Source organism: Roseomonas populi (assembly GCF_024594815.1).
Classification (GTDB): Bacteria; Pseudomonadota; Alphaproteobacteria; order Acetobacterales; family Acetobacteraceae; genus Roseomonas; species Roseomonas populi.
Genome location: NZ_JANJOU010000003.1, coordinates 140,319 through 165,780 on the forward strand (window position 1 = coordinate 140,319; position 25,462 = coordinate 165,780).

At 72.8% G+C, this 25,462-nt stretch carries 28 protein-coding genes and 1 tRNA gene; 11 read left to right on the plus strand and 18 right to left on the minus strand.

From position 1 onward, the window contains the following. Positions 1-2: 2 nt before the first annotated feature. From NRP21_RS05860 to NRP21_RS05875, 4 genes are all read right to left on the minus strand, one after another. Positions 3-1,835 (minus strand): SLC13 family permease, encoded by a 1,833-nt coding sequence (locus NRP21_RS05860; protein ID WP_257715239.1) that lies wholly within the window; start codon positions 1,833-1,835, stop codon positions 3-5. Positions 1,836-1,943: 108 nt separating this feature from the next. Then, positions 1,944-2,132, minus strand: a complete 189-nt coding sequence (locus tag NRP21_RS05865) for a hypothetical protein (protein WP_257715240.1) — start codon at positions 2,130-2,132, stop codon at positions 1,944-1,946. 115 nt (positions 2,133-2,247) lie between these two features. Then, positions 2,248-3,141: a 3-hydroxyisobutyrate dehydrogenase gene (gene mmsB / locus NRP21_RS05870; protein WP_456300229.1), complete on the minus strand. Its 894-nt coding sequence runs from the start codon at positions 3,139-3,141 to the stop codon at positions 2,248-2,250. 62 nt (positions 3,142-3,203) lie between these two features. Beyond that, positions 3,204-3,812: an NAD(P)-dependent oxidoreductase gene (locus NRP21_RS05875; protein WP_257715241.1), complete on the minus strand. Its 609-nt coding sequence runs from the start codon at positions 3,810-3,812 to the stop codon at positions 3,204-3,206. Positions 3,813-3,930: 118 nt separating this feature from the next. Here NRP21_RS05875 and NRP21_RS05880 point away from each other — a divergent pair, with 118 nt between their 5' ends. Then, positions 3,931-4,302: a winged helix-turn-helix transcriptional regulator gene (locus tag NRP21_RS05880; protein ID WP_257715242.1), complete on the plus strand. Its 372-nt coding sequence runs from the start codon at positions 3,931-3,933 to the stop codon at positions 4,300-4,302. On the opposite strand, the gene NRP21_RS05885 is transcribed toward NRP21_RS05880, so the two are convergent. Next, complete coding sequence (locus tag NRP21_RS05885) at positions 4,299-4,769, minus strand: Lrp/AsnC family transcriptional regulator (protein WP_257715243.1); 471 nt, start codon at positions 4,767-4,769, stop codon at positions 4,299-4,301. The two genes, NRP21_RS05880 and NRP21_RS05885, sit on opposite strands and share 4 nt — an antisense overlap. Positions 4,770-4,895: 126 nt before the next feature. Between NRP21_RS05885 and phhA the strand changes: the two genes are divergently transcribed. Then, complete coding sequence (phhA, locus tag NRP21_RS05890; protein ID WP_257715244.1) at positions 4,896-5,759, plus strand: phenylalanine 4-monooxygenase; 864 nt, start codon at positions 4,896-4,898, stop codon at positions 5,757-5,759. A gap of 13 nt (positions 5,760-5,772) precedes the next feature. Here phhA and NRP21_RS05895 read toward each other — a convergent pair whose 3' ends face one another. Both NRP21_RS05895 and NRP21_RS05900 read right to left on the minus strand, forming a co-directional pair. After that, on the minus strand, positions 5,773-6,183 hold the full coding sequence (locus tag NRP21_RS05895; RefSeq protein WP_257715550.1) for a hypothetical protein: 411 nt from the start codon (positions 6,181-6,183) through the stop codon (positions 5,773-5,775). Next, entirely contained in the window at positions 6,180-7,556 is a 1,377-nt protein-coding gene (locus tag NRP21_RS05900; protein ID WP_456300231.1) for a FliI/YscN family ATPase, read from the minus strand. Before NRP21_RS05900 ends, NRP21_RS05895 begins: the two co-directional genes overlap by 4 nt. A gap of 84 nt (positions 7,557-7,640) precedes the next feature. Between NRP21_RS05900 and ctrA the strand changes: the two genes are divergently transcribed. Next, on the plus strand, positions 7,641-8,381 hold the full coding sequence (gene ctrA / locus NRP21_RS05905) for a response regulator transcription factor CtrA (protein ID WP_257715246.1): 741 nt from the start codon (positions 7,641-7,643) through the stop codon (positions 8,379-8,381). A 121-nt stretch (positions 8,382-8,502) separates the two neighbouring features. Here the strand turns inward: ctrA and NRP21_RS05910 are convergent, their stop codons facing one another. From NRP21_RS05910 to NRP21_RS05935, 6 genes are all read right to left on the minus strand, one after another. Further along, positions 8,503-9,318, minus strand: a complete 816-nt coding sequence (locus NRP21_RS05910) for a CheR family methyltransferase (RefSeq protein WP_257715247.1) — start codon at positions 9,316-9,318, stop codon at positions 8,503-8,505. Further along, positions 9,315-10,433, minus strand: coding sequence for a chemotaxis-specific protein-glutamate methyltransferase CheB (gene cheB, locus NRP21_RS05915; protein ID WP_257715248.1), 1,119 nt, complete (start codon positions 10,431-10,433; stop codon positions 9,315-9,317). The genes NRP21_RS05910 and cheB overlap by 4 nt, the downstream gene beginning before the upstream one ends. Beyond that, entirely contained in the window at positions 10,430-10,810 is a 381-nt protein-coding gene (locus NRP21_RS05920) for a response regulator (protein WP_257715249.1), read from the minus strand. The genes cheB and NRP21_RS05920 overlap by 4 nt, the downstream gene beginning before the upstream one ends. Positions 10,811-10,821: 11 nt before the next feature. Further along, positions 10,822-11,325, minus strand: a complete 504-nt coding sequence (locus NRP21_RS05925; RefSeq protein WP_257715250.1) for a chemotaxis protein CheW — start codon at positions 11,323-11,325, stop codon at positions 10,822-10,824. A 16-nt stretch (positions 11,326-11,341) separates the two neighbouring features. Beyond that, positions 11,342-14,077: a hybrid sensor histidine kinase/response regulator gene (locus NRP21_RS05930; RefSeq protein WP_257715251.1), complete on the minus strand. Its 2,736-nt coding sequence runs from the start codon at positions 14,075-14,077 to the stop codon at positions 11,342-11,344. 89 nt (positions 14,078-14,166) lie between these two features. Beyond that, the gene (locus NRP21_RS05935; RefSeq protein WP_257715252.1) at positions 14,167-14,763 is read right to left on the minus strand and encodes a histidine phosphotransferase family protein; all 597 of its coding nucleotides are present in this window, start codon (positions 14,761-14,763) and stop codon (positions 14,167-14,169) included. 119 nt (positions 14,764-14,882) lie between these two features. Here NRP21_RS05935 and NRP21_RS05940 point away from each other — a divergent pair, with 119 nt between their 5' ends. The 3 genes from NRP21_RS05940 to NRP21_RS05950 all read left to right on the plus strand — a co-directional run bounded on the left by NRP21_RS05940 (position 14,883) and on the right by NRP21_RS05950 (position 16,611). Continuing rightward, on the plus strand, positions 14,883-15,059 hold the full coding sequence (locus NRP21_RS05940; RefSeq protein ID WP_257715253.1) for a DUF3553 domain-containing protein: 177 nt from the start codon (positions 14,883-14,885) through the stop codon (positions 15,057-15,059). Between the two features lie 93 nt (positions 15,060-15,152). Next, complete coding sequence (gene moaA, locus NRP21_RS05945) at positions 15,153-16,142, plus strand: GTP 3',8-cyclase MoaA (RefSeq protein WP_257715254.1); 990 nt, start codon at positions 15,153-15,155, stop codon at positions 16,140-16,142. A gap of 52 nt (positions 16,143-16,194) precedes the next feature. After that, on the plus strand, positions 16,195-16,611 hold the full coding sequence (locus NRP21_RS05950; protein ID WP_257715255.1) for a hypothetical protein: 417 nt from the start codon (positions 16,195-16,197) through the stop codon (positions 16,609-16,611). 4 nt (positions 16,612-16,615) lie between these two features. Here the strand turns inward: NRP21_RS05950 and NRP21_RS05955 are convergent, their stop codons facing one another. Both NRP21_RS05955 and NRP21_RS05960 read right to left on the minus strand, forming a co-directional pair. Continuing rightward, the gene (locus tag NRP21_RS05955) at positions 16,616-17,161 is read right to left on the minus strand and encodes a P-loop NTPase family protein (protein ID WP_257715256.1); all 546 of its coding nucleotides are present in this window, start codon (positions 17,159-17,161) and stop codon (positions 16,616-16,618) included. Positions 17,162-17,259: 98 nt separating this feature from the next. Beyond that, on the minus strand, positions 17,260-17,664 hold the full coding sequence (locus NRP21_RS05960; RefSeq protein ID WP_257715257.1) for a tautomerase family protein: 405 nt from the start codon (positions 17,662-17,664) through the stop codon (positions 17,260-17,262). Between the two features lie 96 nt (positions 17,665-17,760). Here NRP21_RS05960 and NRP21_RS05965 point away from each other — a divergent pair, with 96 nt between their 5' ends. Then, positions 17,761-18,603, plus strand: a complete 843-nt coding sequence (locus tag NRP21_RS05965) for a LysR family transcriptional regulator (protein WP_257715258.1) — start codon at positions 17,761-17,763, stop codon at positions 18,601-18,603. Here the strand turns inward: NRP21_RS05965 and arsC are convergent. Then, the gene (arsC, locus tag NRP21_RS05970) at positions 18,600-18,944 is read right to left on the minus strand and encodes an arsenate reductase (glutaredoxin) (protein ID WP_257715259.1); all 345 of its coding nucleotides are present in this window, start codon (positions 18,942-18,944) and stop codon (positions 18,600-18,602) included. The two genes, NRP21_RS05965 and arsC, sit on opposite strands and share 4 nt — an antisense overlap. Before the next feature lie 101 nt (positions 18,945-19,045). Between arsC and NRP21_RS05975 the strand changes: the two genes are divergently transcribed. Beyond that, entirely contained in the window at positions 19,046-20,407 is a 1,362-nt protein-coding gene (locus tag NRP21_RS05975) for a replication-associated recombination protein A (RefSeq protein ID WP_408639609.1), read from the plus strand. 1 nt (position 20,408) lies between these two features. Here NRP21_RS05975 and NRP21_RS05980 read toward each other — a convergent pair whose 3' ends face one another. Then, entirely contained in the window at positions 20,409-20,876 is a 468-nt protein-coding gene (locus NRP21_RS05980) for a YybH family protein (RefSeq protein WP_257715260.1), read from the minus strand. 122 nt (positions 20,877-20,998) lie between these two features. On the opposite strand from NRP21_RS05980, the gene NRP21_RS05985 reads away from it, so the two are divergent. From NRP21_RS05985 to NRP21_RS05995, 3 genes are all read left to right on the plus strand, one after another. Next, positions 20,999-21,700, plus strand: coding sequence for a 2OG-Fe(II) oxygenase family protein (locus tag NRP21_RS05985; RefSeq protein WP_257715261.1), 702 nt, complete (start codon positions 20,999-21,001; stop codon positions 21,698-21,700). A gap of 75 nt (positions 21,701-21,775) precedes the next feature. After that, positions 21,776-22,750 (plus strand): RluA family pseudouridine synthase, encoded by a 975-nt coding sequence (locus NRP21_RS05990; protein WP_257715262.1) that lies wholly within the window; start codon positions 21,776-21,778, stop codon positions 22,748-22,750. 34 nt (positions 22,751-22,784) lie between these two features. Continuing rightward, positions 22,785-25,337, plus strand: a complete 2,553-nt coding sequence (locus NRP21_RS05995) for an AsmA family protein (protein ID WP_257715263.1) — start codon at positions 22,785-22,787, stop codon at positions 25,335-25,337. 51 nt (positions 25,338-25,388) lie between these two features. On the opposite strand, the gene NRP21_RS06000 is transcribed toward NRP21_RS05995, so the two are convergent. Then, positions 25,389-25,461: transfer RNA gene (locus NRP21_RS06000), tRNA-Ile, on the minus strand. Between the last annotated feature and the right edge of the window lies 1 nt (position 25,462).

Below are 25,462 nucleotides of genomic sequence, written 5' to 3' on the forward strand. Positions count from 1 at the left end.
CCTCAGCCCGGCGCCAGCGGCCAGAAGAAGGCGATCAGCGGCACCCCCGCCAGTACCACCAGCACCGAGAGCGGCAGCCCCAGCCGCGCGTAGTCGCCGAAGCGGTAGCCGCCAGGCCCCATCACCAGCGTGTTGCATTGGTGACCGATGGGGGTGAGGAAGTCGCTCGCCGCGCCCAACGCAACCGCCATCAGGAACGGGTCGGGGCTCAGCCCCAGTTGCTTTGCCAGCGTGGCCGCGATCGGCCCCATCACCAGCACCGTCGCCGCGTTGTTCAGGAAGGGCGTGACCGCCATGGCCAGCACCATGGTCACGCCAAGCGCCACCATTCCCGGCAGCCCCTGCACCACCGTCGTCAGCCAGCCTGCCAACAGGTCCGTGCCGCCCGTGTGCTGGATGGCCCCGCTCACCGGGATCAGCGCGGCCAGCAGAACCACCACCGGCCAGTCCACCGCCTCGTAGGCCTCGCGCGTCGTCATCACGCGAAGGGCCAGCAGCGCCACCACAGCGCCAAAGAAGGCCACGCCCACGGGCAGCAGCCCGAAAGCCACCAGCAGCATCGCCCCGGCCAGCACCCCCAGCGGGATCCAGGACCGCCGCCCCCGCCCCAGCGCCATCCCGCGCTCGGCCAGCGGCAGAACCCGCAGCTCGCCCAGGTTGTCCGGCATCGTCGCGGCAAGGCCTCGCAGCAGCACCACGTCGCCCGTCCGCAGCCGCAGCTGGGAAAGGCTCTCCCGGATCTGCTGGCGCCCACGGCGGCTCACCGCGAGCAGGGACACGCCGTGGCGGCTCCGCAGCGTCAGCGCCGCGGGGGTGCGGCCGACCAGCGGGCTCTCCCCGGTTACCACGCCCTCCACCACCTTCTGGTCGTCCGCGTCGGATTCCGGGTCGTCCGGCACCGCGCGGTCCTCGTCTAGCTCCAGCCCGGCGCGGGCCACCAGCCGCTCCAACTCCTCCGGCTCGCCGCGCAGCAGCAGGCCCTCGCCCGCTTCCAGCCGCCGCTCCGCAGTTGGCATCGCCGTGATCGGTGCCACGCCGGAACCCAGCTCGCCTGTCGCCGGCCCCGTCCCCTCGGCCGGCAGGATGGCGGAGACCTTCACATCCCCCTCCGCCAGCCCTTCCAGCTCAGCCACGGTCATGCCCACGGCCTCGCCCTCGCGCGGCACCCGGGCCTCGATCGTGTACTCCCCGATCTGGAACGCCGCCTCCATGGAAGCCGCGCCCTTCCGCCCGCCCGGCAGCAGCCGCCACCCGATCGCGAGGAAGGCCAGCGTTACCACGCAGACGCCCAGTCCCACCGGCGTGTAGTCGAACATGCGGAACGGCTCGCCCGTCAGCTCGCCTCGCACGCGGGCCATGATGATATTCGGCGCCGTGCCCACCAGCGTCACCACCCCGCCCACCATGGCGGCGAAGGACATGGGCATCAGCATCGCGGCCGCCGGCGTGCCCGTGCGCCGCGCCAGCTGCAGCGCAACCGGCATCATGATCGCAAGGGCCCCGACGTTCTTCGTCACCATCGCCAGCAGCATGGTGCAGCCCGCCAGCACCGGCACCTGCAGCGCGGCGCCCTGCAGGTGCGGCACCAGCGGCCGCATGATCGTTTCCACCGCGCCGGACTTCGCCACGGCGTGGCTGATCACCAGCGCGGCGGCCACGATCACCACCACGTCGTCCGCGAAACCCTCGAACACCTTGTCCGCGGGCACCACGCCGATCAGCACACCTGCCAGCAGGGCGCCCAGCGCCACCGCGTCGTAGGCGAAGCGCCCCCAGAGGAAGAGGCCGATGGTCACGCCCATCAGCCCGAACGCCAGACCCTGGTCGAGTGTCATGAAGCCTTTGCCGCAATACCCGGGCGAACGGGCATCCCCCCTGCCGGCGGCCCCGATCGGCCCCGCAGGGGCCAGAACCGGGCGGCGCATCAGGGGTTGCGGCACCGCCTAGTCCATGGCCGGGAAGCGACCCCGCGCCTCCCCGGACGGCCGCGCCTGCACGACCAGCGCACCGATGGCGGCGCCGATCAGCAGCACCGCCCCGACCGCCCTGCCGAAGCCGCCGAAAAGGAAGATGGATGCCAGCCCTGCCGCGCCGGCGAGAGTGATGGTGGTATAGGCAACGAGCGGCCTCACGCTGTCCTCCGTGTCGAGCGGCCGGCCGGAGTCCGGCCGGCGCCGACAATCGGGGCGCGGGGCTTACCAGAACGTTATGGGGCCGGCGGAATTCGCGCCCGCCCCGCAGGGCCGGTCACCCGCCCTCCTCACCCCTGAGCATGCGGATGATCCCGGAGAAGTCCGTGTCCCCGCCGCCCGCCTCCACGAAGCGCCGGTAGAGATCCAGCGCCCTGGCCCCCATCGGCGTCTCCAGCCCCACCTCCGACGCCGCCTGCTGGGACAGCCCGACATCCTTCACCATCAGCGCGGCGGCGAATCCCGGCCGGTAGTCCCGGTTGGCCGGGCTGCCCGGCACCGGCCCGGGCACGGGGCAGTAGGTGGTCAGCGACCAGCACTGGCCGGACGACTTGGACGCCACCTCGAACAGCGCCTCGTGGGAGAGGCCAAGCTTCTCCGCCAGCACGAAGGCCTCGCAGGTCCCGATCATGGAAATGGCAAGCAGCATGTTGTTGCAGGCCTTCGCCGCCTGCCCGGCCCCGGACCCGCCGCAATGCACCACCGTGCGGCCCATGGCTCCCAGCACCGGCTCGGCCCGGCGGAAGGCTTCGTCCGGCCCGCCCACCATGAAGGTCAGCGTCCCCGCCTCCGCGCCCATCACCCCGCCGGAGACGGGCGCGTCCAGGAAGGGCCGCCCGCAGGCCTCCGCCACGCCGCGCGCGGTGCCGACATCAATGGTGGAGCAGTCCAGCAGCACCGCGTCCGGCTCGCTCGCGGCGGCCATGCCGCCCTCGCCGAGCCAGGCCTCGCGCACATGCTTGCCGGCGGGCAACATGGTGATGACGAAGCCGGCACCCTTCGCCGCATCGGCGGCGGAGCTGGCGCGCCGCGCCTCCTCCACCCGCCCCATCGCCTCCACCGAGAGGTCGAAGACCGCCACGTCATGCCCGGCGCGCGCCAGGTTGCGTGCCATCGGCGCACCCATGTTGCCGAGCCCCACGAAGCCGATCCGGGCCATCGCTCCCTCCATCCCTTGTTCCGGGAAGGCTAGGACGCGGCCCGGAACGGGTCCACCTCGGCAGTCGCCCCCCTTCAGTATCCCACGGTGAAGCGGCGCCGGCTGTGCTTCGGCGCCTCCAGCTCGTCCACCAGGGCGATGGCGAAGTCCTCGAAGGAGATCCGGCTCTCGCCCTTCGCGTCCACGAGCAGGCTGTCGCCGCCCAGGCGGAAGCTTCCCGTGCGCTCGCCCGGCACGAAGAAGGCGGAGGGCGAGAGGAAGGTCCAGTCCAGCACATCCTCCTGCCGCAGCCGGTCCAGGAAGGCGGCCCCGGCCGTCGCCTCGGCCTTGTAGGCGGCGGGGAAGTCCGGCGTGTCCACCAAGCGCAGGCCCGGCGCCACCTCCAGGCTACCCGCGCCGCCGACGACGAGGTAGCGCGCCACCCCCGCCGCCTTCACCGCGGCGATCAGCTTCTCCGCGTCGCTGGCCGTGAAGTGCACGCTGCTGACCACCGCGTCGTGCCCACGCAGAAGCGGTGCGAAAGCCTCCGGATCATTAGCATCCCCGGCCTGGAACCGCGCACCCTCCGGCAGCGCGCCGGGCGCCTTGCGGGCGATCGCCGTCACCTGGTGGCCGCGCCGGGACAGTTCCGCGAGGATGCGGGAGCCCGCATTCCCGGTGGCGCCGATCAGGGCGATGTTCATGAGTGATTTCCCATTCAGGTTTCCGATGGGAACCAGCTATCTTCCGTGCACCCTGGTGTGAAGAAGGCACTTTGCAGTGCCCAGGTCACCCAGGGGTGACCACCCGGGAGACCCGCTCATGCAGCCTGACGCCTACAACCCCGCCTGCGCCACCCGGCTGGTTCTGGACCGCATCGCCGACAAGTGGGCCGTGCTTATCCTCGGCCTGCTTGCGGGGCGGCCCACGCGCTTCAACGCCATCCGCCGCGCCGTGCCGGGCCTCTCGCAGAAGGTCCTGGCCGAGACGCTGCGGCGGCTGGAGCGCGACGGGCTGCTGACCCGCACCGCCTTCGCGACGGTGCCCGTGACCGTCGAGTATGCCCTCACCCCGCTCGGCGAGACCCTGGCCGAGACCGTGGACGCGCTGCGCGTCTGGGCGGAGACGCATATCGTTGCCGTCCAGGCCGCCCAGCGCGCCTACGACGCGCGCATCGCCGACCAGGCCGCCTAGACCGGCACCTCCCCCGGCGGCTTCAGCGCGGTCAGCACGAAGGAGGACTTCGTCTCCTTCACCCCGGGCATCCGCAGCAGCGCCTTCATCGCGAAATCCGCGTAGGCCTCGAAATCCGCCGCCAGGATGTGCAGCAGGTAGTCCATCTCCCCGCTCATGGCGTAGGCCGCGAGCACCTCCGGCCGGGCCGAGAGCGCCTTCTGGAACCCTTCCACCACCTCCTCCGCGTGGCTGGACAGGGCCACCATGACGAAGGCCTGCAACGGCAGGCCCACCCGCCCGGGATCCAGCACGGCGGCGTAGCGGGCGATCACGCCCTCCTCCTCCAGCCGCCGCACCCGCCTTTGGCAAGGCGTGGGGGAGAGCCCCACCCGCTCCGCCAGCGCGACCACGGGCAGCCGCCCGTCCCGTTGCAGCGCCCGCAGGATCCGCCGGTCCGTCCCGTCCAGCGCCGGAGCGTCTTTCACCAAGGAACATCCCTCCCGCAGGCCCTTTCCGCTCAACCTAGCGGCCCGGCCCACGCATTTCGCCCGTTTTCCCCTCGCTGGACATCGCTAGCCTCTTCGCCAACGAGAGGAACGGGAGACGACACCATGGAAGGGACCATCCAGCCGGCGGACGGCATCATCGGCACCGCCACCCTGCTGACGGGCCTGCGCGGCGACTACCACCGCGCCGCCGCCGACGGCACGCTGCCGGAGAACGACATCCAGCGTTCCGAGGCCGACCACGAGACCTGGCGCACCCTCGTCTCCCGCCAGCGCGCCATCTACCCGGGCCGCGCCGCCACCGCCTGGCTCGCCGGCCTGGACCGCCTGCGCTGCGACGCGGCCGTGCCCACCCTGCGCGACGCCTCCGCCATCCTGCGGGATGCCACGGGCTGGTCCCTCGTCCCCTGCCCCGGCCTGCTGCCGGACGCGCAGTTCTTCGCCCTGCTGGCGTCCCGCCGCTTCCCCGTGACGGAGTGGATCCGCCGGCCGGAGGAGTTGGACTACATCGTGGAGCCCGACATCTTCCACGACTTCCTCGGCCATGTCCCCCTGCTGACCCAGCCCGACTACGCCGGCTTCTTGGAGGCCTACGGCCATCTCGGCCTCGAGGCCGAGCGCCGCGGGGCCCTCGCCCCCCTGGCCCGCTTCTACTGGTTCATGGTGGAGTTCGGCCTGATCGCGGAGCCCGGCGGCCTGCGCGCCTACGGGGCCGGCATCCTCTCCTCCCGCACGGAGACGCTGCACGCTCTCTCCGGCGCGCCCCGCCGCCTTCGCTTCGACATGGCGCGCGTGCTCCGCAGCACCTACCGGATCGACGACGTGCAGCCCGTGTACTTCGTGATCGAGAGCTACGCCGAGCTCTTCGACGCCATTGCGAAGGCCCCCGCCCTGCTCGACGAGGCGCTGACGGCCGAGCCCATTCCCCCCGGCGGCGCCACGGCCGGGGACGAGCCCTGGCGAGGCTGAGCCGCATCTGGGATCAGGGCCGGGATGCCCGGCCCCGATCCCGGGCCACGCCCGCCTCGTCCAGCACCTGTCCCTCCGCCCGCAACGCCGCGCGCCGAGCCTCCGCGGCACGTAGCGCGGCTAGGTCCTCCACCGCGCGCTCCGCCGCCCGGGCCGCGCCCAGCCCGATCGCCGCCTCCTCCGCCCGCGCATGCGCGCAACGCACCGACTCCTCGGCAGCCTCTCGCATCGCCAGCCCGCGCGGCAGCCAGGCCGCGTGATCCGCCCCGCCGATCGCCGCCTCCCTCAACAGGGCCTCGCCAGCCTCCATCGCCCTCGCCTCCGCCAAGGCGCGCACCGAGGCCGCCTCCGCCACCCGCCGGCGCGCCTCCATCACCTCCGCCCCGCGCAGCCGCGCCAGGACCGCCAGAGGATCGCGCCTCACGCGCCCGGCCCCATGGCGACCGCCAGCGCCGCGAAGGCGCCAGCCACGCTTCCCGCCTCGTCCTTGCCCTGGCGCAGCACGTCCTCGATCAGCGGCGCCAGCCGCACTGCCTCGTCCACCGCCGGGTCGCTGCCCGCACGGTAGGCGCCGAGCCGCACCATGTCTGCCATGTCCCGGTGCAGGGACAGGATGCGCCGCGCCCGCGCCAGGATGGCCCGCTCCGGCGGCTCCAGGCAGCCCGGCACGGTGCGGGACAGGCTGCGCAGCACGTCCACCGCCGGGTAGCGCCCGCCCTCGCCGATGCGCCGGTCCAGCACCACGTGGCCGTCCAGGATCCCGCGCACCGCGTCCGCCACCGGCTCGTCGTGGTCGTCCCCTTCCACCAGCACGGTGAAGAGCCCGGTGATGGAGCCGGCGCAGCCCTCCGGGCCCGGCCCCGCCCGCTCCAGCAGCCGCGGCAGCTCCGCGAACACGCTCGGCGGGAAGCCCCGCGTCGCCGGCGGCTCCCCCGCCGAGAGCCCGATCTCCCGCAGCGCCAGGGCGAAGCGCGTCACGCTGTCCATCATCAGCAGCACGCGCTTTCCCAGGTCCCGGAAGTGCTCCGCCACCGCCATGGCCGCCAACGCCGCGTCCCGGCGCATCAGCGGCGCCGAGTCGGAGGTGGCGCAGACCACCACGCTCCGCGCCAGCCCCTGCGGTCCCAGGTCGTCCTCGATGAATTCGCGAAGCTCCCGCCCGCGCTCCCCCACCAGCCCGATCACCGCCACATCGCAATCCGCGTGGCGCGCCAGCATAGACATCAGGCTGGACTTCCCCACGCCGGACGCCGCGAAGAGCCCGAGCCGCTGCCCTCGCCGGCAGGTCGCAAACGCGTCCATCGCCCGCACGCCGAGGTCGATTCGCGGCCCCAGCCGGGCCCGAGTGCCCGCCTCCGGCGGCACCGCGCGCAGCGGTTGCGCCAGTGGTCCGCGCGGCAGCGGCCCGCGCCCGTCCAAGGGCCGCCCCATCGGGTCCACCACCCGCCCCAGCCAAGCCGCGCAGGGGTGCAGCACAACGGGCCCTGCATCCTCCACCCGCGCGCCGACGAACACCCCTTCCAGGCCGCACCGCGCAACCGCCATCGCCGATCCGTCGCGGACAGACACAACCTCCGCGTGTATCTTTCTGCGAGACGGGCTGATGATCTCTATACAACCGCCGATAGGTGGCGTGGGGTGCAAACCACCGATCTCCAAGGAGAGCCCCTGTACACCCCTGACCCTACCATGGCGCATTATTCCGTTGAAATGCACGGACATACGTCCTCCCTGCGCAGCTTTCGAACAGAAGTCTCTAGAGGGTCGTATCATTTTTTGATCCACCGTCTCGCATATTAATACACTTAAATGGTGAAAATACCCCTTCACCATTCGCGCAAAAGTTGTCCTAATACTCGCAGAACGAGAGGAGAACACAGGATGCGTGTCCTGCTGGTCGAGGATGACCTGACCACCGCCCGCGGCATCACCTTGATGCTGAAGACACAGGGCATGATCGTGGATGCCGCCGATACCGGGGAGGAGGCGCTGGAACTCGCCCGCCTCTACGACTACGACATCGTGGTCCTGGACATCATGCTGCCGGACATGGAGGGCTACGAGGTGGTCCGCCGCCTCCGCGCTGCCCGCCGCGCGACCCCCGTCCTCATTCTCTCCGGCCTCTCCCGCCCGGGCGCAAAGGTGAAGGGCTTCGGCCTGGGAGCCGACGACTTCATCGTCAAGCCCTTCGACAGCGGGGAGCTGATCGCCCGGATCCAGGCCATCGTCCGCCGCACCAAGGGCTTCTGCCAGCCGAGCGTCGCCGTGGGCAACCTCACCCTCGACCTCGGCGCGCGCGAGGCGAGTGTCGATGGCCGCCCTGTGCACCTGACGGGCAAGGAGTACGCGATCCTCGAACTCCTCACCCTTCGTAAGGGCATGGTGATGACCAAGGAGGCTTTCCTGAACCACCTCTACGGCGGCATGGACGAGCCCGAGGTGAAGATCATCGACGTCTTCATCTGCAAGCTCCGGAAGAAGCTGGCGCAGGCCGGGAGCGACGAGCTGATCGGCACCGTGTGGGGCCGCGGCTACGTCCTGCGTGATCCCTCCGCCTCGACCATCCGCAGCGCCGCCGCCCTGCGCGCGCCTGAGACCCCGGCCGCCCACGCAGCGGCCTGATCCCTACCAGGCCTCTCCGGCACGGCCCGGGCGACTCCTCCTTCGGAAAGAGGGAGGACCGCCCAGGCCCGGCTCCATGCCCAGCGGCGTTTCCGCCAGGCCGTGCGAGGAGGTCGCTCCGCTAGCCTGCCAGGGCCATCCGGGGCGCCAGCGCGTAGACGCCGCGCTCCCCCTCCACCATCGTGAACCGGTCCGTCAGCCCTAGCACCGTCTCCGCCCCGCCGAGATAGAGCACCCCATCCGGCGCCAGCCGGTCCGCCAGGGCGGCAAGCACGCGGCTCTTGGTCGGCGCGTCGAAGTAGATCAGTACGTTGCGGCAGAAGATCACGTCGAACATTCCCAGCGGGCGCAAATCGGCCAGCAGGTTGCCCATCTCGAACCGGGCCGCCGCGCGCAGTGCCTGGGATACCCGCCACTGCCCGCCCTCCTGCCGGAAGTGCTTGACCAGCATCTGCACGGGCAGCCCGCGCTGCACCTCGAACTGGGAGTAGGTCCCCTCCCGCGCGCGCCGGACCACCTCGCCGCTCAGATCCGTGCCCAGCACCTCCAGCCGCGGCAACAGCCCCAGCGAATCGGCCACCATCGCGACCGAGTAGGCCTCCTGCCCCGTGGAGCAGGCGGCGGAGAGCACGCGCAGCCGCTGCCCCGCCCCTCGCACCGCCACGATCCGCGGCAGCAACCGCTTCAGGTGCTCGAAGGGCTTGCCATCTCGGAAGAAGAAGGACTCGTTGGTGGTCAGCGCCTCCGTCACCGCCGCCGCCAGGCGCTCGCTGCCCGGCGCCCGCAGCTTTGCCGCGAGCGCGTCCAGGCCCGCGATCCCTTCGGACCGCATCAGCCCGCCCAGCCGCGTGTCCAGCATGTAAGCCTTGTCCGCCCCCAGCACGATTCCCGCGCGCGCGCGCACCAGCGCCGCGACCGTCTCGAACGCTGCGCTCACGACGCCATCCTTCCCGTTCCCGCGGCCAAGGCCGCCACCCGCGCCGCCAGCCGCTCCGGCGGTCCAAGCTCCCGCGCGATTCCGGCCCGCGCCACCGCGCCCGGCATCCCCCAAACCACGGAGGACGCCTCATCCTGCGCGAGCACCACCGCCCCGCCCGCGGCCAGCGCCCGGCAGCCGGCCAGCCCGTCCTGCCCCATGCCAGTCAGGATCACCGCCAGCACCCGGCCGTCGCAGGCGCGCTGCGCGCTGCGGAGCATCGGGTCCACGGCCGGCCGACAGAAATGCTCCGGCGGGTCGTCGCGCAGGCGCGCCACGAGCCCCGACGCGCCCCGCTCCACCAGGAGGTGCCGATCCCCAGGCGCCAGATAGGCCCGACCGGGCCGCAACGGCTCGCCATCCCGCGCCTCCGCCACGCGCAGCGGCCCCACCCGGTCCAGGTGGTCCGCCAGCATGGCCGTGAAGCCCGCCGGCATGTGCTGCACGATCACCACGGGCACATCCGGTAGCGGGCTCAACGCCCGGAGGAACGCGGCCAGTGCCTGCGGCCCACCCGTGGAGGACCCCACCGCGACCAACGCCGGTGGCGCTGGCGGCCGCACAGCCAGCACCGGCGCCGTCGCCCGGCTTACCGGCAGCGATACACGGCCCGCGGGCGCGTGGCGCATCCGCGCCCAGCCCTTCACCTTCTCCAGCAGCTCCGCGCGGAACACCGGGTCCATCGCCCCGCCCCCGCCCGCACCCGGCTTCGGGATGTAATCGGATGCCCCCGCACGCAGCGCAGCCATCGCCGCCGCGGCGCCCCGCTGCGTTAGCGCGCTCGCCACGATCACGCTCGGCCGTGGCTCTGCCCGCAGCAGCAGCGGCAGGGCCGTCATGCCGTCCATCACAGGCATTTCCAGGTCCAGCAGCACCACGTCCGGCCGGGCAGAGGGCAACGCGTCGAGCGCCTGCCGCCCGTCACCGACCCGCGCCACCACCTCGATCCCGGGGTCCGCCCCCAGCAGCCGCGCCAGGATGCCTCGCACCGTCGCGCTGTCGTCGCAGATCATCACGCGCACCGGCCGCACCTCCGGTGCCAACCCCGGCGGCGCGCCGGGATCCGGCCCGCTCACGCGGCCTCGTCGGGCAGGAGCCCCAGCACCTCGAGCTTGCTCGCGAGGATCGCGTCATCGAAGGGCTTCATGATGTATTCCTGCGCCCCGCCCTCCAGCGCCACGACGATGCGGGAGAAGTCGCTCTCCGTCGTGCAGAGCATGATCTGCGGCTCGTCCGGCCCGAACTCCTCCCGCGCGTGGCGCAGGAAGGTGATGCCGTCCATGACCGGCATGTTCCAGTCCAACAGCACCAATGTCGGCATGGCCGCGCGGCAGGCCTCCAGGGCCTGCTTCCCGTCCTCCGCCTCGCGCACGGAGAAGCCCCGCGCCTCCAGCATCCGCCGCGCGACGCGCCGCACCGTCCGGCTGTCATCCACCACAAGGCATTCCCGCATCGCCCGCCCCCTCAGCCGATGTCCAGTACGCGCTCGACGTCCAGCATGATGAGCAGCCGCGTACCCGCCTCTGGGCCGCCGACCGCGTGCTGGTGCACCCCGGCGCAGACCTCCCGCCACAGCGGGTCCAGCGTCGGGGGGTTCGGGGCCAGGCCGGCATCCGGCAGGGCCAGCACCTCGCCCACCGAATCCGCCAGCAGCGCGTAGAGCTCGCCGCCCCCCTCCACCACCACGCTCATCGGGAAAGGCGCGCCCGGCTCGCGCGCAGGCAGGCCCAGGCGGCGGCGCAGGTCCACCGCCGTCACGATGCGGCCGCGCAGGTTCAACCCGCCAGCCACCTCCGGCGGCGCCAGCGGGATGGGCGTGATCGTCTGCGGCCCCAGGATGTCACGCACCCCCAGCACCGGCACGCCGCAGAGCTGCCCCGCGACAGTGAGGGTGAGGACGGAGGTGTCCGTGTGGGCGGGCGCGGCGGTGCGCCGGGCAGGCGCCTTCGTTGCGATGGCGAGTTCCATGTCTCGTCCTCCTCCTTCAGTCCTGCGCGGCGGCTAGGCAGCCGCGCAGCGCGTCGAGCAGCGCGTCGCGGTCGAATTTCGGCACGTGCCGGTCGAAGCCGGCCTCCCGGCTGCGGCGAACTGCCGCCTCATCGGTGTGAGAGGTAAGCGCGACGAGCGGCATCTCCTGCCAAGCCCCGCCATCGCGCGCTGCGCGTGCCAGCCCCAGCCCGTCCAGCTCCGGCATCTCGATGTCGGAGACCACGGCGTCGAAGCGCTCCCCCGCCTCGCGCAGCCTCAGCGCCTGCGCGCCCGTGCCGGCCGTCACCACCTCGAACCCCGCTGCGCCGAGGGCGGGAACCAGCATGTTGCGGAAGAAGGCGCCGTCCTCCACCACCAGCAGCCGCGGGCGGCGCGCATCGGCGGGGCGCTGCGGCCCGAACCAGTCCTCACCGGCCTGGCGCAGCCACCAGGCGCAGTCGATCACCTCCGTCGCGCGCCCCGCGATCACGGCCGTGCCGAGATAGCCGGGCCGTTCCTGCCCGCTCTCGATCCGCAGGAATTCCTCGACGACGTCGAGGATCTCGTCCACGGCCAGTCCCATGGCGCGGCCGCCATCGTTGAAGACGAGCACCGCCTGCCGCCCGCCCGGCGCGGGGGCCACCCAACCGTCGTTCATCGGGATCAGCGGCATCAGCGCGCCGCGATACTGCACAACGGGCTGGCCGTGCGACATCTCGATCCGCTCCGCCGGCAGGTCCTCCAGCCGCGCCACCAGCCCCAGCGGCACCGCGCGCGGCCCGCCCTCCCCGGCCCGGAACAGCAGCAGCGACATTCGCTCGGCGGAGGAGGCGCTGACCACCGCGGCCCCGCGCCGGTCCTCCTGCACGCTCTCGGCCCCCACGCCCGTGCCGCGGGCGATGCCGTTCGGGTCCAGGATCATGATCACCGAGCCATCGCCGAGGATCGTATTGCCGCTGAACATCGTCACGTGGCGCAGGATCGGCGCCACCGGCTTCACCACGATCTCCTCCGTGTCGAAGACGCGGTCCACGATGATGCCGAACAGGTTCTGCCCGACCTGCGTGACGACGACAAAGCCGCCATCCTCCGTTCCCCCCTTCTCCTCCAGCCGCAGCAGGCGAGAGAGGGAGACGAGCGGCAGCAGGCGGTCCCGCAGGCGCAGCACCGGCGCGTCCTTGATATGCGTCACGCCGTCACCCGCGCGCACCAGCTCCACCACGCCAATCTGCGGGATGGCGAAGCGCTCGCCACCCGCCTCCACGATGAGGGCGGAGACGATGGCGAGCGTCAGCGGGATCTTGATGAGGAAGGTGGTGCCCTTCCCCGCGCGGGAGCGCAGGTCGATCGTGCCGCCGATCTTCTCGATGTTCGTCTTCACCACGTCCATCCCGACGCCGCGGCCGGAGACGGAGGTGACGGCGGCGGCGGTGGAGAAGCCGGCGCGGAAGATGAAGCGCTGGATGTCGCGCTCCCCCATCGCCGCCAGATCCCCCTCCGTCGCCAGCCCCTGGGACAGCGCCTTGGCGCGGATCTTCTCCACCGCCAGGCCGCGGCCGTCGTCGCCCACCTCGATGATGATGTGCCCGCCCTCGTGGTAGGCATCGAGGATGATGCGCCCGGCCTCCGGCTTGCCCGCCTCGCGCCGCTCCGCCGGGCCTTCCAGCCCGTGGTCGCCGGAATTGCGGACCATGTGCGTCAGCGGGTCGCGGATCATTTCCAGCACCTGCCGGTCCAGCTCCGTCTCGGCGCCGCGCATCTCCAGCTCAATCTTCTTGCCCAGCTCGCGCGAGAGGTCGCGGACCAGCCGCGGCAGCCCCTTCCACGCGTTGCCGATCGGCTGCATCCGCGTCTTCATCACCCCCTCCTGGAGCTCGGAGGTGATGTGGGAGAGGCGCTGCAGCGGCCCGCTCAGCGCGCCGTCATTCCGCGCGCGAGAGAGCTGGAGGAGCTGGTTGCGCGTCAGCACCAGCTCGCTGACGAGCGTCATCAGGCTCTCCAGCACGTCCACGTTCACGCGCAGCGTCTGCGCCACCGCCACGGCCTCGGCCGTCGCTCCGCCCTCGGGCGCCGTGGCAGGAGGGGGCAGGATGGCGGGTTCCGTCGGGGCAGAGGCCACGACCGCCGCCACTTGCGGCTCGGCGGCCCGGCGCGGCGCCGCGCGGCGGCGCTTCGGGGCAGGCGAAGTCGCGGGGACCGCCACGGTCGCCTCGGGCGCCGGCACCTCAGGATCCGGCTCCGGCTTCGGTGCCTCAAGCTTGGCCGGGGCGGGATCGGGCCCGGGAAGCGCCACGGCCTTCCTGCCCCGCCGTGAAGGCCGCTTCCGCTCCGGCATGGGCACTGCGGCGGCGGGCACCGCATCCTCCGGCGCCACCGCCCCGGTGAACACCGCGTCCAGCTCCGCGATGATGGCGGAATCGTCGCCCGCCGGCTCCGCGCCGGTCGCCTCCAGCCCCGCCATGATGTCCCGCACCCGGTCCACCACCCGCAAGATCAGCGAGACGCCACCCGAGGTGACGGTCAGCGAACCGTCCCGGTAGCGGCCCAGCACGTTCTCCCCGGCATGCGCCACCTTCTCCAGCCGGGAGAGGCCGAGGAAGCCGCAGGTGCCCTTGATGGTGTGGATCAGGCGGAAGATCTCGCCGATCGTCTGCGGGTCGTCCGGGTGCCGCTCCAGGCGCAGCAGGGCGGCGTCCAGCCCTGCCAGCCCTTCGCCCGTTTCGGTCAGGAAGTCGGCGATCAAGTCGTCCATCGGATCCCCGCAAGGCTTCAGCGGGGGTCAGGATCGGATCGCCGGGCGAAGATTCGGTAAAGCCCGGCGGGGAAATCCGCCGGGGCGGCTCAGCCCCGCGCGGGCAGCAGGGTCAGCGGCGCGATGGCCCCGCCCGCGCCCATGGCGAGGGACAGGTCCATCCCTGCCGCCTCCGCCAGCTGCCGCAGCAGCGGTGCCAGCACGTCGCGCGGGCCAGGAACCGTGTCGCCAGCCAGCACGGCGGTGAGCCCCGCGGGCCACGCGGCGTTGCGCCCCTCCGGCCACACCGCCACCCCGCCCTCCTGCCCGGCCAGATGCACGGTGCCGCCCCGCGGCAGGGCCTCGCTCCCCAGCATCGCCGCGGCCAGCACAGCCTGGGAGAGCGGGGCGGGAAGCGCCGCTTCGGGAAGGCCGGAAAGGTCCACCGCCACGCGGCCGTTCGGCAGGGCGCCTTCGAGCAGTTCCGCTAGCCCCTCGCGCCCCAGCGGGCCCGTGCCCGCCCCGGCTGCGGCCCGCCAGAGCCGCAGGCGCCGCCGCAAAGCCTCCGCCCCTTCCCGCGCAACGGAGAGCGCCTCCTCCGGCGCCTCACCGGCCAGGTCCAGTGCGCCGGACAGGGCCCCCAGCGGGCCACCGAAATCGTGGCAGATGCGGGCACACACGTCCTGTGCCAGCGAAAGGGGATCCATTCCGACGCTCCTGCTGGTGGAAGCCGCTTTTGCCACGCGCCTCATTGATGCCTAGTAAAGTCGCGCGGCAGGGGAAAGCGCCGCCGCGCCACTTCGGTCTGAAAAGAGAATTGTTCCGAATGCCGGATTCGATCTTCGAGCCAGGTCAGATCGTCCGGCACCCCGGCCGCCCGGATTGGGGGACGGGGCAGGTCCAGTCGGTCGATGGCGATCGCGTGACCGTCAACTTTGAGCACGCGGGAAAGTTGCTGATCAACGCCGCCAACACAACCCTGGATATAGTAGACGACGCCTGACCCGGCGAAATCGCCCCTCCCGCCCGGCCCGGCCCTTGCGCGGCGGCGCCCCCCTCGCCCACATCTTGTTCAGCCCCAGGAGCACCCAGACCCATGCTCGATCCGTTCGACCGGCGGATCTCCTATCTCCGCGTTTCGGTGACGGACCGCTGCGACCTCCGCTGCGTCTACTGCATGGCGGAGGACATGACCTTCCTCCCGAAGAAGGACCTCCTCACGCTGGAGGAGCTGGACCGGCTCTGCGGCGCCTTCATCGACCTTGGCGTCGACAAGATCCGCCTCACGGGCGGCGAGCCGCTGGTGCGCCGCGGCGTGATGCAGCTCTTCCAGAGCCTGGGCAGCCGGATCGGAGGAGGCGGGCTGAAGGAGCTGACCGTCACCACCAACGGCACCCAGCTGCCGAAAATGGCCGAGGACCTGTTCAAGGCCGGCGTCCGCCGCATCAACGTCTCGCTCGACACGCTGGACCCGACGACCTTCGCCAACGTCACCCGCTGGGGGAAGCTGGACCAGACCCTGGACGGCATCTTCGCCGCTAAGGCCGCTAGCCTGGCCGTGAAGATCAACGCCGTGGCGCTGAAGGGCGTGAACGAGCACGAGTATGACCGCATGATCGCCTGGTGCGGCGAGCACGGCTTCGACCTCACGCTGATCGAGACCATGCCCATGGGCGACATCAGCGGGGACCGCACGGACCAGTACCTCCCCCTCTCGGAGGTGCGCCGCCGCATCGCCCGCAACTGGACCCTTCTGCCGAGCAGCCATGTCACCGGCGGCCCCGCCCGCTACGAGACGGTGCAGGAGACGGGCCGGCGCATCGGCTTCATCACGCCGATGACCCACAACTTCTGCGAATCCTGCAACCGCGTGCGCCTGACCTGCACCGGCACCCTCTACATGTGCCTCGGGCAGGAGGACGCGGCCGACCTGCGCGCGCCGCTCCGCGACCCCACCGTGGACAATGCGGGCTTGCAGGACGCCATCCTCTCGGCCATTGCGCGGAAACCCAAGGGCCATGATTTCGTCATCGGGCGGTCTCAGCGTCCTTCCGTCGGCCGCCACATGAGCGTGACGGGCGGCTGAGGAGCCCCCGCCGGGGCGATCCGCGTGGCCCGCATGATCTTGAGGTAGGCGCGTGCTGAATTCCGAACTCGTCTCCAGGCTGGCGATCCCGGGGCTGCCCGAGTGGAGCGGCCTCGTCATCCTCCTGCTGGGACTGCTCTTCGTCATTGCTTTCGTGATGATGCCCTTCAGCGTCTTCGGCCTGAAATCCCGGCTGGACGCCATCGAGGCCCAACTGGACGACGTGCAGCAGGAGATCCGCAGCCTGGCCCTGCGCCTGCCCGAGCCCGCCGCGCTCCGCCGCCGCGCCGCCGGCACGGACGAGATCTACGAGGAGCCGGCGATGCCTCCGCCGCGCCCGGAGCCGAGCTTCCGCGAGGACAGGGCGCCGCGCATGACGCCCCCGATCCCCCCGCCGCCTACCTGGCCCGAGGACAATCGCGGCCCCGCCCGCCGCACCGAGCCGCGCCTGGGTGGCCCGCGGCGCTGAGTGGTTATTCGCCCGCAGGCAGCCGGGCCAGCACCGAGGAGACGAGCGCCCCCACCGGCGCGGACGAATCCAGCCGCAGCACCGGCACGGTCCGCGCCGAGAGCCATGCCTCCTGCGAGGCCCGGCTGCGCTGCTCCGGGCCCGCCGTGTCGTAGGCGGCGGCCCAGGCCAGGAAGGCGGCGCTCCCCTCCGCCATGTCGCCGCCCGGAGCCAGGCGGGCCCCGTAACGCCCCTCCTCCCGCCGGCGCAGCCGCTCCATCCGCAGCGCCGGGTCCAGGGTGAGAAAGACGATCAGGTCGTAGAGCGGCACCAGCGGATCGCCCCATTTCAGTGCCGAGCCCGAGAGCACCCAGCCCGGAAGCGGGGAGAGCTCCCCCAGCAGCATCCCCAGCCGCTCCGCAACGGGGCGCTGCGTGGTGAAGGGCGGATCTGTCGGCATCCAGAAGACGGCGTCGGTGTCGAGATGCGGCACGCCCAGGCTTCCGGCCAGCGCCGCGCCAAGCGTCGTCGTCCCCGATCCGGAGGCGCCGAGGATGTGGATGCGGGCCACCTGGGCACCCCCTGGAGAAGCGGCCCTCGCCTATACTGCCTGGGCCATCCGCGGCCCAAGCCACCGGGCGGCCAAGCCACTGGGCGGAGGACCGCCCTTCATCCCGGGTTAGCCAGGGCCCAGCGCGCATCCTGGGTGCGGCCGCCATAGCCGTAAGCGTGGCCATCGGCGGCATGGACGAGGATGTAGCTCTCCTCATGCACCGGGCCGAGCAGCGCTTCCATCGCCGCAAAGCCCTCGCGCAGGAACGCGGCCATTTCCGCTTTCGTGTTCGTGCCGGCGGTGATCTTGATGTCCAGCCAGAAGGCCGAGAGCCCGGCCTCGGCAAGGCTCCGGCCTCCGGCGAACCAGCCCTCCGGGTCTGCGGGTTCCACCAGCACGGCCGTAACGGCCGGATCCTTTCCCAGTCGCTCCTGGGCAAGGCGAGAGGCCAGTTCGGCCAGGGCTTTGCGCGGGACGCTCCGTCCATCAGGGGTGGCGTAGCGCAAGGTGATCATCGGCATGGGCTGCTCCCTTCATCAAGGTGGCCCCAGGCTGCATCACACGCCGTCATACTGGAATTGCATGATCGAGTGTTTTAGCCATAGCATATCGCGATCATGCTCGACCTGGAATCCGTCCGCCTGTTCGTCCTGGCCGCCGAGTTCGGGAATCTCACCCGGGCCGCGGAAGCGGCCGGCACCGTCCAACCCGTGGTCAGCCAGCGCCTGAAGGCGTTGGAGGCAAGGCTGGGCCGGCGGCTGCTGGACCGCTCCCCACGGTTGGTGCGGCTGACCGCGGATGGAGCCGTCTTCCTCACCTCGGCCCGCGCCCTGCTCGCGGCACACGACGCGGCCCTGCGCCCGCCGGATCTGCGGCCCCTCCGCTTGGCCATTGGCATCAGCGACCACGCGGCCGGGCTGGGCCTCCCTGCCCTGCTTGCCCGGCTGCGCGCCGCCCTGCCGGCCCATGTGGCATTGGAGCTCCGCAGCGGCGCCTCCATCCCGCTGCGCGCGGATTTCGATGAGGGGGCGCTCGACGCCGTGCTGGTCCGGCGGGAAGCCGGGGGCAGCGAGGGGGAGGTTCTGGGAGAGGACCCGCTGGGCTGGCGCGGTGCGCCGGATCTCGTCCTCCCGCCGGGCGCCCCTGTTCCTCTCGCCCTGCTCCCCCCGCCCTGCGGCGTCCGCGCCGCGGCGGAGCGCGCGTTGGAGGCCGCCGGGCGCCCCTGGCGAGAGGCCTTCCGCGGCGGCAGCTGCGCGACCCTGCTAGCCGGCGCCAGGGCCGGGCTGGGCCTTGCGCCCATGGGCCGGATCAGCGCCGGTGGGGCGCCGGACCTCGGCCCGGCCCTGGGGCTGCCGCCGCTGCCCCCTTCGGAGATCGTCCTGCATGGCCGCGCGGCCTCGCCGGAGGCGGGGGCGGCGCTGCGGGCACTGGCGGCCGGGATGCGCGCGGCGCTGAACTAGCCCGGCAGGATCTCCTTCACGCGCTCCGCCGGCCGGCAGAGCCGCACGCCGGCGGGGGTGAAGACAAAGGGCCGCTCGATCAGCGCGGGATCGGCCGCCATGGCGTCCAGCAGCGCCGAATCGTCCAGCCCGGGATCGGCCAGCAGCGCCGCTCCCTCCTTCTTCCGCATCGCCTCTCGCGGCGTCAGCCCGGCGGCCTCGATCGCGGCGGCCAGCGCCTCCCGCCCCGGCGGCTCGCGCTTGTACTCCACCACCACCGGCTCGATCCCCGCTGCCCGGATCGCTTCCAACACGGTGCGGGAGGTGCCGCAGGCCGGGTTGTGCCAGATCGTCGTCGCCATGCTGCCTCCAGGGTAACCGCCTCCCTCATAGGCCGGGGCGACGCGTGGGGCGAAGGGGCTACCCCATCGAAGCGCCGCCCGCCCTGCCCTATCCTCCCGCCATGCCACCCCGCCGCCCTGCCGCCGACCAGGACCTCTTCGGCGCCCCCGAGCCCCCGCCCATGCCCGCGCGCGAGACGCAAGCGGGACCCCGCCCGCTCGCGGACCGCCTGCGCCCGCGGAACCTGTCCGAGGTGGTGGGCCAGGACCACCTTCTGGGCCCGGAGGGCGCGCTGCGCCGGATGCTGGACCGGGGCGCGCTGGCCTCCCTCATCCTCTGGGGCCCGCCGGGGGTGGGGAAGACCACCATCGCCCGATTGCTGGCGGAGGAGGCGGGGCTGCGCTTCACCGCGCTCTCGGCCGTCTTCTCCGGCGTGGCCGACCTCAAGCGCGCCTTCGACGAATCGCGGATGCGCCGCCAGAACGGCCAGGGCACGCTGCTCTTCGTGGACGAGATCCACCGCTTCAACCGCGCCCAGCAGGACGGCTTCCTGCCGGTGGTGGAGGACGGGACCGTGGTCCTCGTCGGCGCCACGACGGAGAACCCCTCCTTCGCCCTCAACGGCGCCCTTCTCTCCCGCTGCCAGGTGATGGTCCTCAAGCGCCTGGACGACGCCGCGCTGGAGCTGCTGCTGGCCCGCGCCGAGGCCGAAGGCGGCCGCCCCCTGCCCGTGGACGAGCCCGCCCGCGCCACGCTGCGCGCCATGGCGGATGGCGATGGCCGCTACCTGCTGAACCTCGCCGAGCAGCTGCAATCCCTGCCGGACGGAACGCCCCCGCTGGACGTGGCCGGCCTCTCCTCCCTGCTCGCGAAGCGCGCCGCGCTCTACGACAAGGACCGGGAGGAGCATTACAATCTCATCTCCGCCCTGCATAAGTCGCTGCGCGGATCGGACCCGGACGCGGCGCTCTACTGGTTTGCCCGCATGATCAAGGGCGGCGAGGACCCGCGCTACATCGCCCGCCGCCTGGCCCGCTTCGCCTCCGAGGACATCGGCGCCGCCGATCCCGGCTCCCTCACCCTCGCCCTGGCTGCCTGGGAATCCTACGAGCGCCTGGGCAGCCCCGAGGGGGAGCTGGCCCTGGCCCAGCTCGTCCTCCACCTCGCCGCCGCGCCGAAGTCCAACGCCGCCTATACGGCCTGGAAGGCCGCGCAGGTCCTGGCGGCCGAGACGGGCAGCCTCATGCCGCCCGCCAATATCCTCAACGCGCCGACGAAGCTGATGAAGTCCCTCGGCTACGGCCGCGACTACGCCTACGACCACGACACGGAGGAGGGCTTCTCCGGCGCCAACTACTTTCCGGACGGCATGGAGCGCACCCGCCTCTACCGCCCGACGGAGCGCGGCGCGGAGGGCCGCGTGGCGCGCCACCTGGAACGGCTGGAGGCGCTGCGCGAGGAGCTCCGCGCCGAGAAGCCCTGATCTAGCTCTTCGGCGCCTTCTTTCCGTGGCTCACATCCGGCGTGCCGCGGAATAGCGACATGTGCGTGTGCGTCGCCACCCAGGGATCGCCCACCCTCTCCCGCGCCAGGGACACGGTGGTGCGCCCGGGCCGGTCGAAGGGCGTGCCGTCCTCGCGGTAGCCCGTGGAATCCCACACCGCCATTCCCGTGGCGTGGAGCCGGTCCGGGGAGACGATCGCCTGCACGTTATCCAGCCGGTAGGTGAAGCCGTCGATGGTCGGCCACACCTTGCGCCACTGGTTCCCTTCCGTGTTGTCCCGCCCGACCAGAAAATCACTGTAGGTGCCGAAGGCGATGAAGTCCTCGGCGAAGATCGCCCGTGCCGGGACGAAATCCACGGCTCGCACATGCTCGGACAGGATGCGGAACCAGTCCTGAACCTTGGCCAGGTCGTCGGGGTCCACGGGGGCGGTGGCCTTCACGGGCATGGGTTGGGCTTCATCCGGTCTCACGGCCGATTGAAGCCCGCGGGTCGCGCGGCGCAAGCCCTCTTAACTCTTCAAAAGCCTTCCGGGGTCATCCTGCCGCCCCCGCCGCAGGATGCAGCACCATGGAAAACGGATCGCCGGCCGACCTCTTCCCGGTCGAGCCCCTCACCTTCAGCGCCACGGGCTTCCGCCTGCGCCACGTCTTCCCCACGCCCCTGCTGGTGGCCCCGGTGAACGACGCGGCGGCGCTGAACGCCCGGCTGCGCCCCGCCATCCTCGCCCGCGCCGCGCGGGAGGGCGGGGTGGTTCGCAGCAACGACGGCGGCTGGCAGTCCACCGATGACTTCTGGTCCTGGTCCGGCCCTGCCGGCGCCGCCCTGCTGGAGGCGGCGACCAGCCTGGCGAACCGCTTCACCGCCCTCCGCACGCCCGAAGGCGCGGCGCGTGGCGGCGTGGTGAACTGGCGCAGCAACGCCTGGGCGAACGTGAACGGGGAAAGCCACGCCAACCACCCGCACCACCACCCCGGCGCCTTCTGGTCCGGCGTGTACTGGGTGGATGCCGGGGACGAGGCGCCGGAGGATGGCGGTGAACCCGGATTCGGCGGCGAGTTCGAGATGCATGATCCCCGGGGCATCCTGCCCGGCTTCTCCGCCCCGCAGCTCCGCATGGCCATCCCGGGCTGCCTCAGCGCCGGGCTCACGGACTACGTGGCGCCGCAGACCGGCACGATGCTGGTCTTTCCCGCCTGGCTCGTCCACGGCGTGCGCCGCTACACGGGCATCCGCCCCCGCATCTCGGTCGCCTTCAACCTATCCGCCTGATCCCGGGCGCCACCCGGGCCGAAAGCGAGGACTCCTTACTCGACGCGCGCCCCCGCCATCGCTACCTGCACCGCCATGCCCGCCACACTTGCCACCGTCGCTGCCGACGAGGCCGATCTCCGTCTGGACCGCTGGTTCCGCCGCCACCACCCCCAGCTCACCCAGGGCGCGCTGCAGAAGATGCTGCGGACCGGCCAGATCAAGGTGGACGGCAAGCGGGCGGAGACGAACACCCGCCTGCTCGCCGGCCAGCAGATCCGCGTCCCCCCGATGCCGGAAGCCCCGCCCCCGCCGCCGGACCGCCCCGCCGTGTCCGAGCGGGACGCGGCGATGCTGGAGCGGCTGATCCTCTACCGCGACGATTCCGTGATCGCGCTGAACAAGCCCCACGGTCTGCCGGTGCAGGGCGGCCCCAACATCGACCGCCACCTGGACGGCATGCTGGACGCGCTGCGCTTCGGCGCCGAGGACCGCCCACGCCTGGTCCACCGGCTGGACCGCGACACCTCCGGCGTCCTCCTCCTCGCCCGCAGCGCAGGCGCCGCGGCGAAGCTCGCCTCCGCCTTCCGCGGCCGGGACGCGAAGAAGACTTACTGGGCGCTGGTGGTCGGCCGCCCTCACCCCCTGGCCGGGCGCATCAACATGCCGCTGGCCAGGCAGGGCGGCCCGCGCGGCGAGCGCACCGCCCCCGCCGAGGAGGGGGAGGAGGGCGCGCACGCCATCACCGACTTCCAGGTGGTGGACAATGCCCGCAAGCACGTCTCCTGGCTGGAGATGTACCCGCTGACCGGCCGCACCCACCAGTTGCGCGTCCATGCCGCCGCGGCGCTGAAGACCCCCATCCTGGGCGATGGCAAGTACGGCGGCGCCGCGGCCCATCTGGAGGGGATGTCCAACCTCCTCCACCTCCATGCCCGCTCCATCGAGCTGCCGCACCCGGAGGGCGGCACCCTCTCCGTCTCCGCGCCCCTCCCGCCCCATATGAACGAGAGCTTCGAGTTCCTCGGCTTCGACCGACCGCGCACCCCGCCCGCGCGCCGCACGCGCTGACCGTTCCGCCGAAGCCAGACCTGGAAGGCCCCGCATGAGCGAATCCGCGCGCCCCCGCCGCCGCCTGCGCCCCTGGCTGATCGGCCTCGGAGTGGTCGTTGTCGGCCTGCCGCTCGCCGGCTACGCCGCCCTTTGGGCCGTGGTGCGATCCGACGCGATCCGGCCCCGGCTGGAGGCGGCGGTGGAGGCCTCCACGGGCCGTCGCCTCACCCTCTCCGGCCCCGTCACCCTGCGCCCGGCCCTGGTGCCGACCATCGCGCTGGAAGGGCCGGTCCTCGCCAATGCCCCCGGCGGCTCCCGGCCGGAGATGCTGCGCGCCCGCCGGATCGAGGCCGAGGTCGCCCTGATCCCCCTCCTCTCCCGCGAGGTGCAGATCCGCCGGATCGCCCTGGTGGAGCCCGACCTGCTGCTGGAGGTGGACGCGGAGGGCCGCGGCAACTGGCAGTTCACCCGCCCCCGCCCGGACGCGCCCGCGCCCACCAGCCCCATCCCCGCCGAGCCCTCCCGCCCCTTCGGCATCGCCGTCGAGGCGGTGACGATCGAGAGGGGCCGCATCACCTGGCGCGCACCGGGGCAGGAGGAGACAGTGGACCTCCCCCGCCTCGTCCTCCGTGCCTCCGACAAGGCGATCCTGGCGGAGGGCCAGGCCGTCGCGCGCGGGCTCACCGCCACGATCAACGGCGGCACCGGTCCTCTCGCCGCCCTGTTGGCCGACAGGCCCGGCGACTGGCCCTTCCGCCTCGGCCTCTCCGTGCCGGGCATGAACGCGGAGGCGAGCGGCGCCCTCACCCTGCCCTTCGCGGCCAACGGGTGGCGCGCCCGGCTAGCCGCCACGGCGGACAATGCGGCCCGCCTCGCCCCTCTCGTCCCGAACGTCCCCCTGCCGGACGCGCGCAACATCTCCCTCGTCGCGGAGGCCGATGGCGCCCGGGGCCTGTCCAGCCTCCACGCCTCGGTGGCGGAGGCGCAGGTGCCGGCGGGCGGCCGCCCGCTGTCGCTCGGCCCCATCCAGCTGGACGCGGCGGCGCCGGACGCGCCGGTCACCCTCACCGGCACGCTGCGCCTGGGCGAACTGCCCCTCACCCTCAACGCCACCGGCCCGGCGCTCGCCGCCGCTCGCGGCGAAGGGCCGCTCCCCCTGGCCGTGCGACTGGAGGCCGAGGGCCTGGCCGCCTCCGCCGAGGGCGCCCTGGCGCCGGGCCGGCAGGTGGCGGGCACCGCGTGGTCCGTCTTCCTCCGTGCCGAGGACCTGCGCGCCCTCGGTGCCCGCGCCGGCACCCCGAACCTGCCCCCGCTGCACCAGGCGCAGGCCACCTTCCGCCTGCACCTCTCCGCCGATGGCGCCGACGCGCCGGACCTCGCCCTCACGGCGCGGGAGGCAGCCGGGCGCGGCGCGCTCGCCTGGCGCCGGGCCGATCCTCTTCCCCGCGTGACCCTGCGCGCCGCGCTGGAGCGCCTGGACCTGGATGCTCTCCGGGCCGCCCCGCCCGCTGCCGCGGCGCCGGCCCCCACCGCCACGCCGCCGGCTACACCGCCGGCCACCCCGGCGCCGCCCCCCGCCGCGCAGGCCCCCGCCCGGCCGGATGAGCGGGTCATCCCCGACCAGCCGATCAACCTCGCCGCCATCCGGGACGCGCCGCTGGCCCTGGACGCGGAGGGAAGCATCGCCGCCTTGCGCCTGCACGGCGCGGACTGGCGGGACGTCTCCCTGCGCGCCGTGCTGGACGGCAAGGCCCTGAACGTGCAGCGCTTCGCGGCCTCCACCCCCGGCGGCCCCGTCACCGGCGCCCTCTCCGCCGAGGCCGGCGGGGCCGCGCCGCGCCTGGCCCTCGATCTCCGCAGCGGCGAGGGTGGCGTGGACCCGGCCCCGCTGCTGGCCGCCTTCGGCATCGCCTCACCGGTCGCCGGCAAGGGCGCGCTGGACCTCTCGCTGCGCGGCGAGGGCGCGGGGACGCGGGCGCTCGCCGGCACCCTCGCCGGCCATCTCGGCCTGGCGATGACGGGCGGGCGGATCGAGCCCCGTCTTCTCGCGGGCGCCACCCAGGCCCTGCGAGGCATCGTGCCGGAGAGCACGGCGGGAAGCGCGGCGGAGATCCGCTGCCTCGCCCTCCGCTTCGATCTGGAGAAGGGCGTGGCCCAGTCCCGCGCCCTGCTCGTGCAGACCGGCGTGGCCAATATCGGCGGCGCCGGCGCCGCCAACCTGGGGGACGAGACCCTGGCCTTCCGCCTGCGCCCGGTGGTGCGGGTGGGGGATGTCTCGCTGACCACCCCGCTCGGCATCACCGGCCGCTTCGGCAACCCGCGCTTCTCGGTGGACCCGAACGCGGCCACGGCGGCGGCGATGGGGGTGCTGGGCGGGCTGGCGCAGCGCTCGAGGGACGAGAACACGGCGGCCGTCGGCGCGCTGGTGGAAGGGCTGCTGGGCGGCCGCAACGCAGCGCCGCCGGCCGCCGACTGCGCGGGGCAGCTCGCCGTGGCGCGCGGCGCGGCCCCGGCCGTGGGCACGCCGCCCGCCGCCCCGGCGGAAGCGCAGCGAGAGCGCCGGCCGCAGGTGCAGGACCTGCTGCGGGGGCTGCTGGGGCGGTAGGGGGTTACGAGGGCCGGAGGGCGTAGTCCGCGCCTCCGCGAAGCGACCGGATGGGCCGGGCAGGAATCGAACCCGCAACCAAGCCGTTATGAGCGGCCAGCTCTAACCGTTGAGCTACCGGCCCA

What these genes read in the sequence shown, in the direction of transcription:
- NRP21_RS05930 (WP_257715251.1), bottom strand. Translation starts at nt 14,077, where the DNA reads ATGGACGACTTGATCGCCGACTTCCTGACCGAAACGGGCGAAGGGCTG.
- NRP21_RS05990 (WP_257715262.1), top strand. Translation starts at nt 21,776, where the DNA reads ATGCCCGCCACACTTGCCACCGTCGCTGCCGACGAGGCCGATCTCCGT.
- NRP21_RS05880 (WP_257715242.1), top strand. Translation starts at nt 3,931, where the DNA reads ATGCAGCCTGACGCCTACAACCCCGCCTGCGCCACCCGGCTGGTTCTG.
- mmsB (WP_456300229.1), bottom strand. Translation starts at nt 3,141, where the DNA reads ATGGAGGGAGCGATGGCCCGGATCGGCTTCGTGGGGCTCGGCAACATG.
- ctrA (WP_257715246.1), top strand. Translation starts at nt 7,641, where the DNA reads ATGCGTGTCCTGCTGGTCGAGGATGACCTGACCACCGCCCGCGGCATC.
- NRP21_RS05875 (WP_257715241.1), bottom strand. Translation starts at nt 3,812, where the DNA reads ATGAACATCGCCCTGATCGGCGCCACCGGGAATGCGGGCTCCCGCATC.
- NRP21_RS05965 (WP_257715258.1), top strand. Translation starts at nt 17,761, where the DNA reads ATGCTCGACCTGGAATCCGTCCGCCTGTTCGTCCTGGCCGCCGAGTTC.
- NRP21_RS05860 (WP_257715239.1), bottom strand. Translation starts at nt 1,835, where the DNA reads ATGACACTCGACCAGGGTCTGGCGTTCGGGCTGATGGGCGTGACCATC.
- arsC (WP_257715259.1), bottom strand. Translation starts at nt 18,944, where the DNA reads ATGGCGACGACGATCTGGCACAACCCGGCCTGCGGCACCTCCCGCACC.
- NRP21_RS05960 (WP_257715257.1), bottom strand. Translation starts at nt 17,664, where the DNA reads ATGCCGATGATCACCTTGCGCTACGCCACCCCTGATGGACGGAGCGTC.
- NRP21_RS05975 (WP_408639609.1), top strand. Translation starts at nt 19,046, where the DNA reads ATGCCACCCCGCCGCCCTGCCGCCGACCAGGACCTCTTCGGCGCCCCC.
- NRP21_RS05940 (WP_257715253.1), top strand. Translation starts at nt 14,883, where the DNA reads ATGCCGGATTCGATCTTCGAGCCAGGTCAGATCGTCCGGCACCCCGGC.
- NRP21_RS05925 (WP_257715250.1), bottom strand. Translation starts at nt 11,325, where the DNA reads ATGGAACTCGCCATCGCAACGAAGGCGCCTGCCCGGCGCACCGCCGCG.
- NRP21_RS05980 (WP_257715260.1), bottom strand. Translation starts at nt 20,876, where the DNA reads ATGCCCGTGAAGGCCACCGCCCCCGTGGACCCCGACGACCTGGCCAAG.
- NRP21_RS05935 (WP_257715252.1), bottom strand. Translation starts at nt 14,763, where the DNA reads ATGGATCCCCTTTCGCTGGCACAGGACGTGTGTGCCCGCATCTGCCAC.
- moaA (WP_257715254.1), top strand. Translation starts at nt 15,153, where the DNA reads ATGCTCGATCCGTTCGACCGGCGGATCTCCTATCTCCGCGTTTCGGTG.
- phhA (WP_257715244.1), top strand. Translation starts at nt 4,896, where the DNA reads ATGGAAGGGACCATCCAGCCGGCGGACGGCATCATCGGCACCGCCACC.
- NRP21_RS05985 (WP_257715261.1), top strand. Translation starts at nt 20,999, where the DNA reads ATGGAAAACGGATCGCCGGCCGACCTCTTCCCGGTCGAGCCCCTCACC.
- NRP21_RS05920 (WP_257715249.1), bottom strand. Translation starts at nt 10,810, where the DNA reads ATGCGGGAATGCCTTGTGGTGGATGACAGCCGGACGGTGCGGCGCGTC.
- NRP21_RS05995 (WP_257715263.1), top strand. Translation starts at nt 22,785, where the DNA reads ATGAGCGAATCCGCGCGCCCCCGCCGCCGCCTGCGCCCCTGGCTGATC.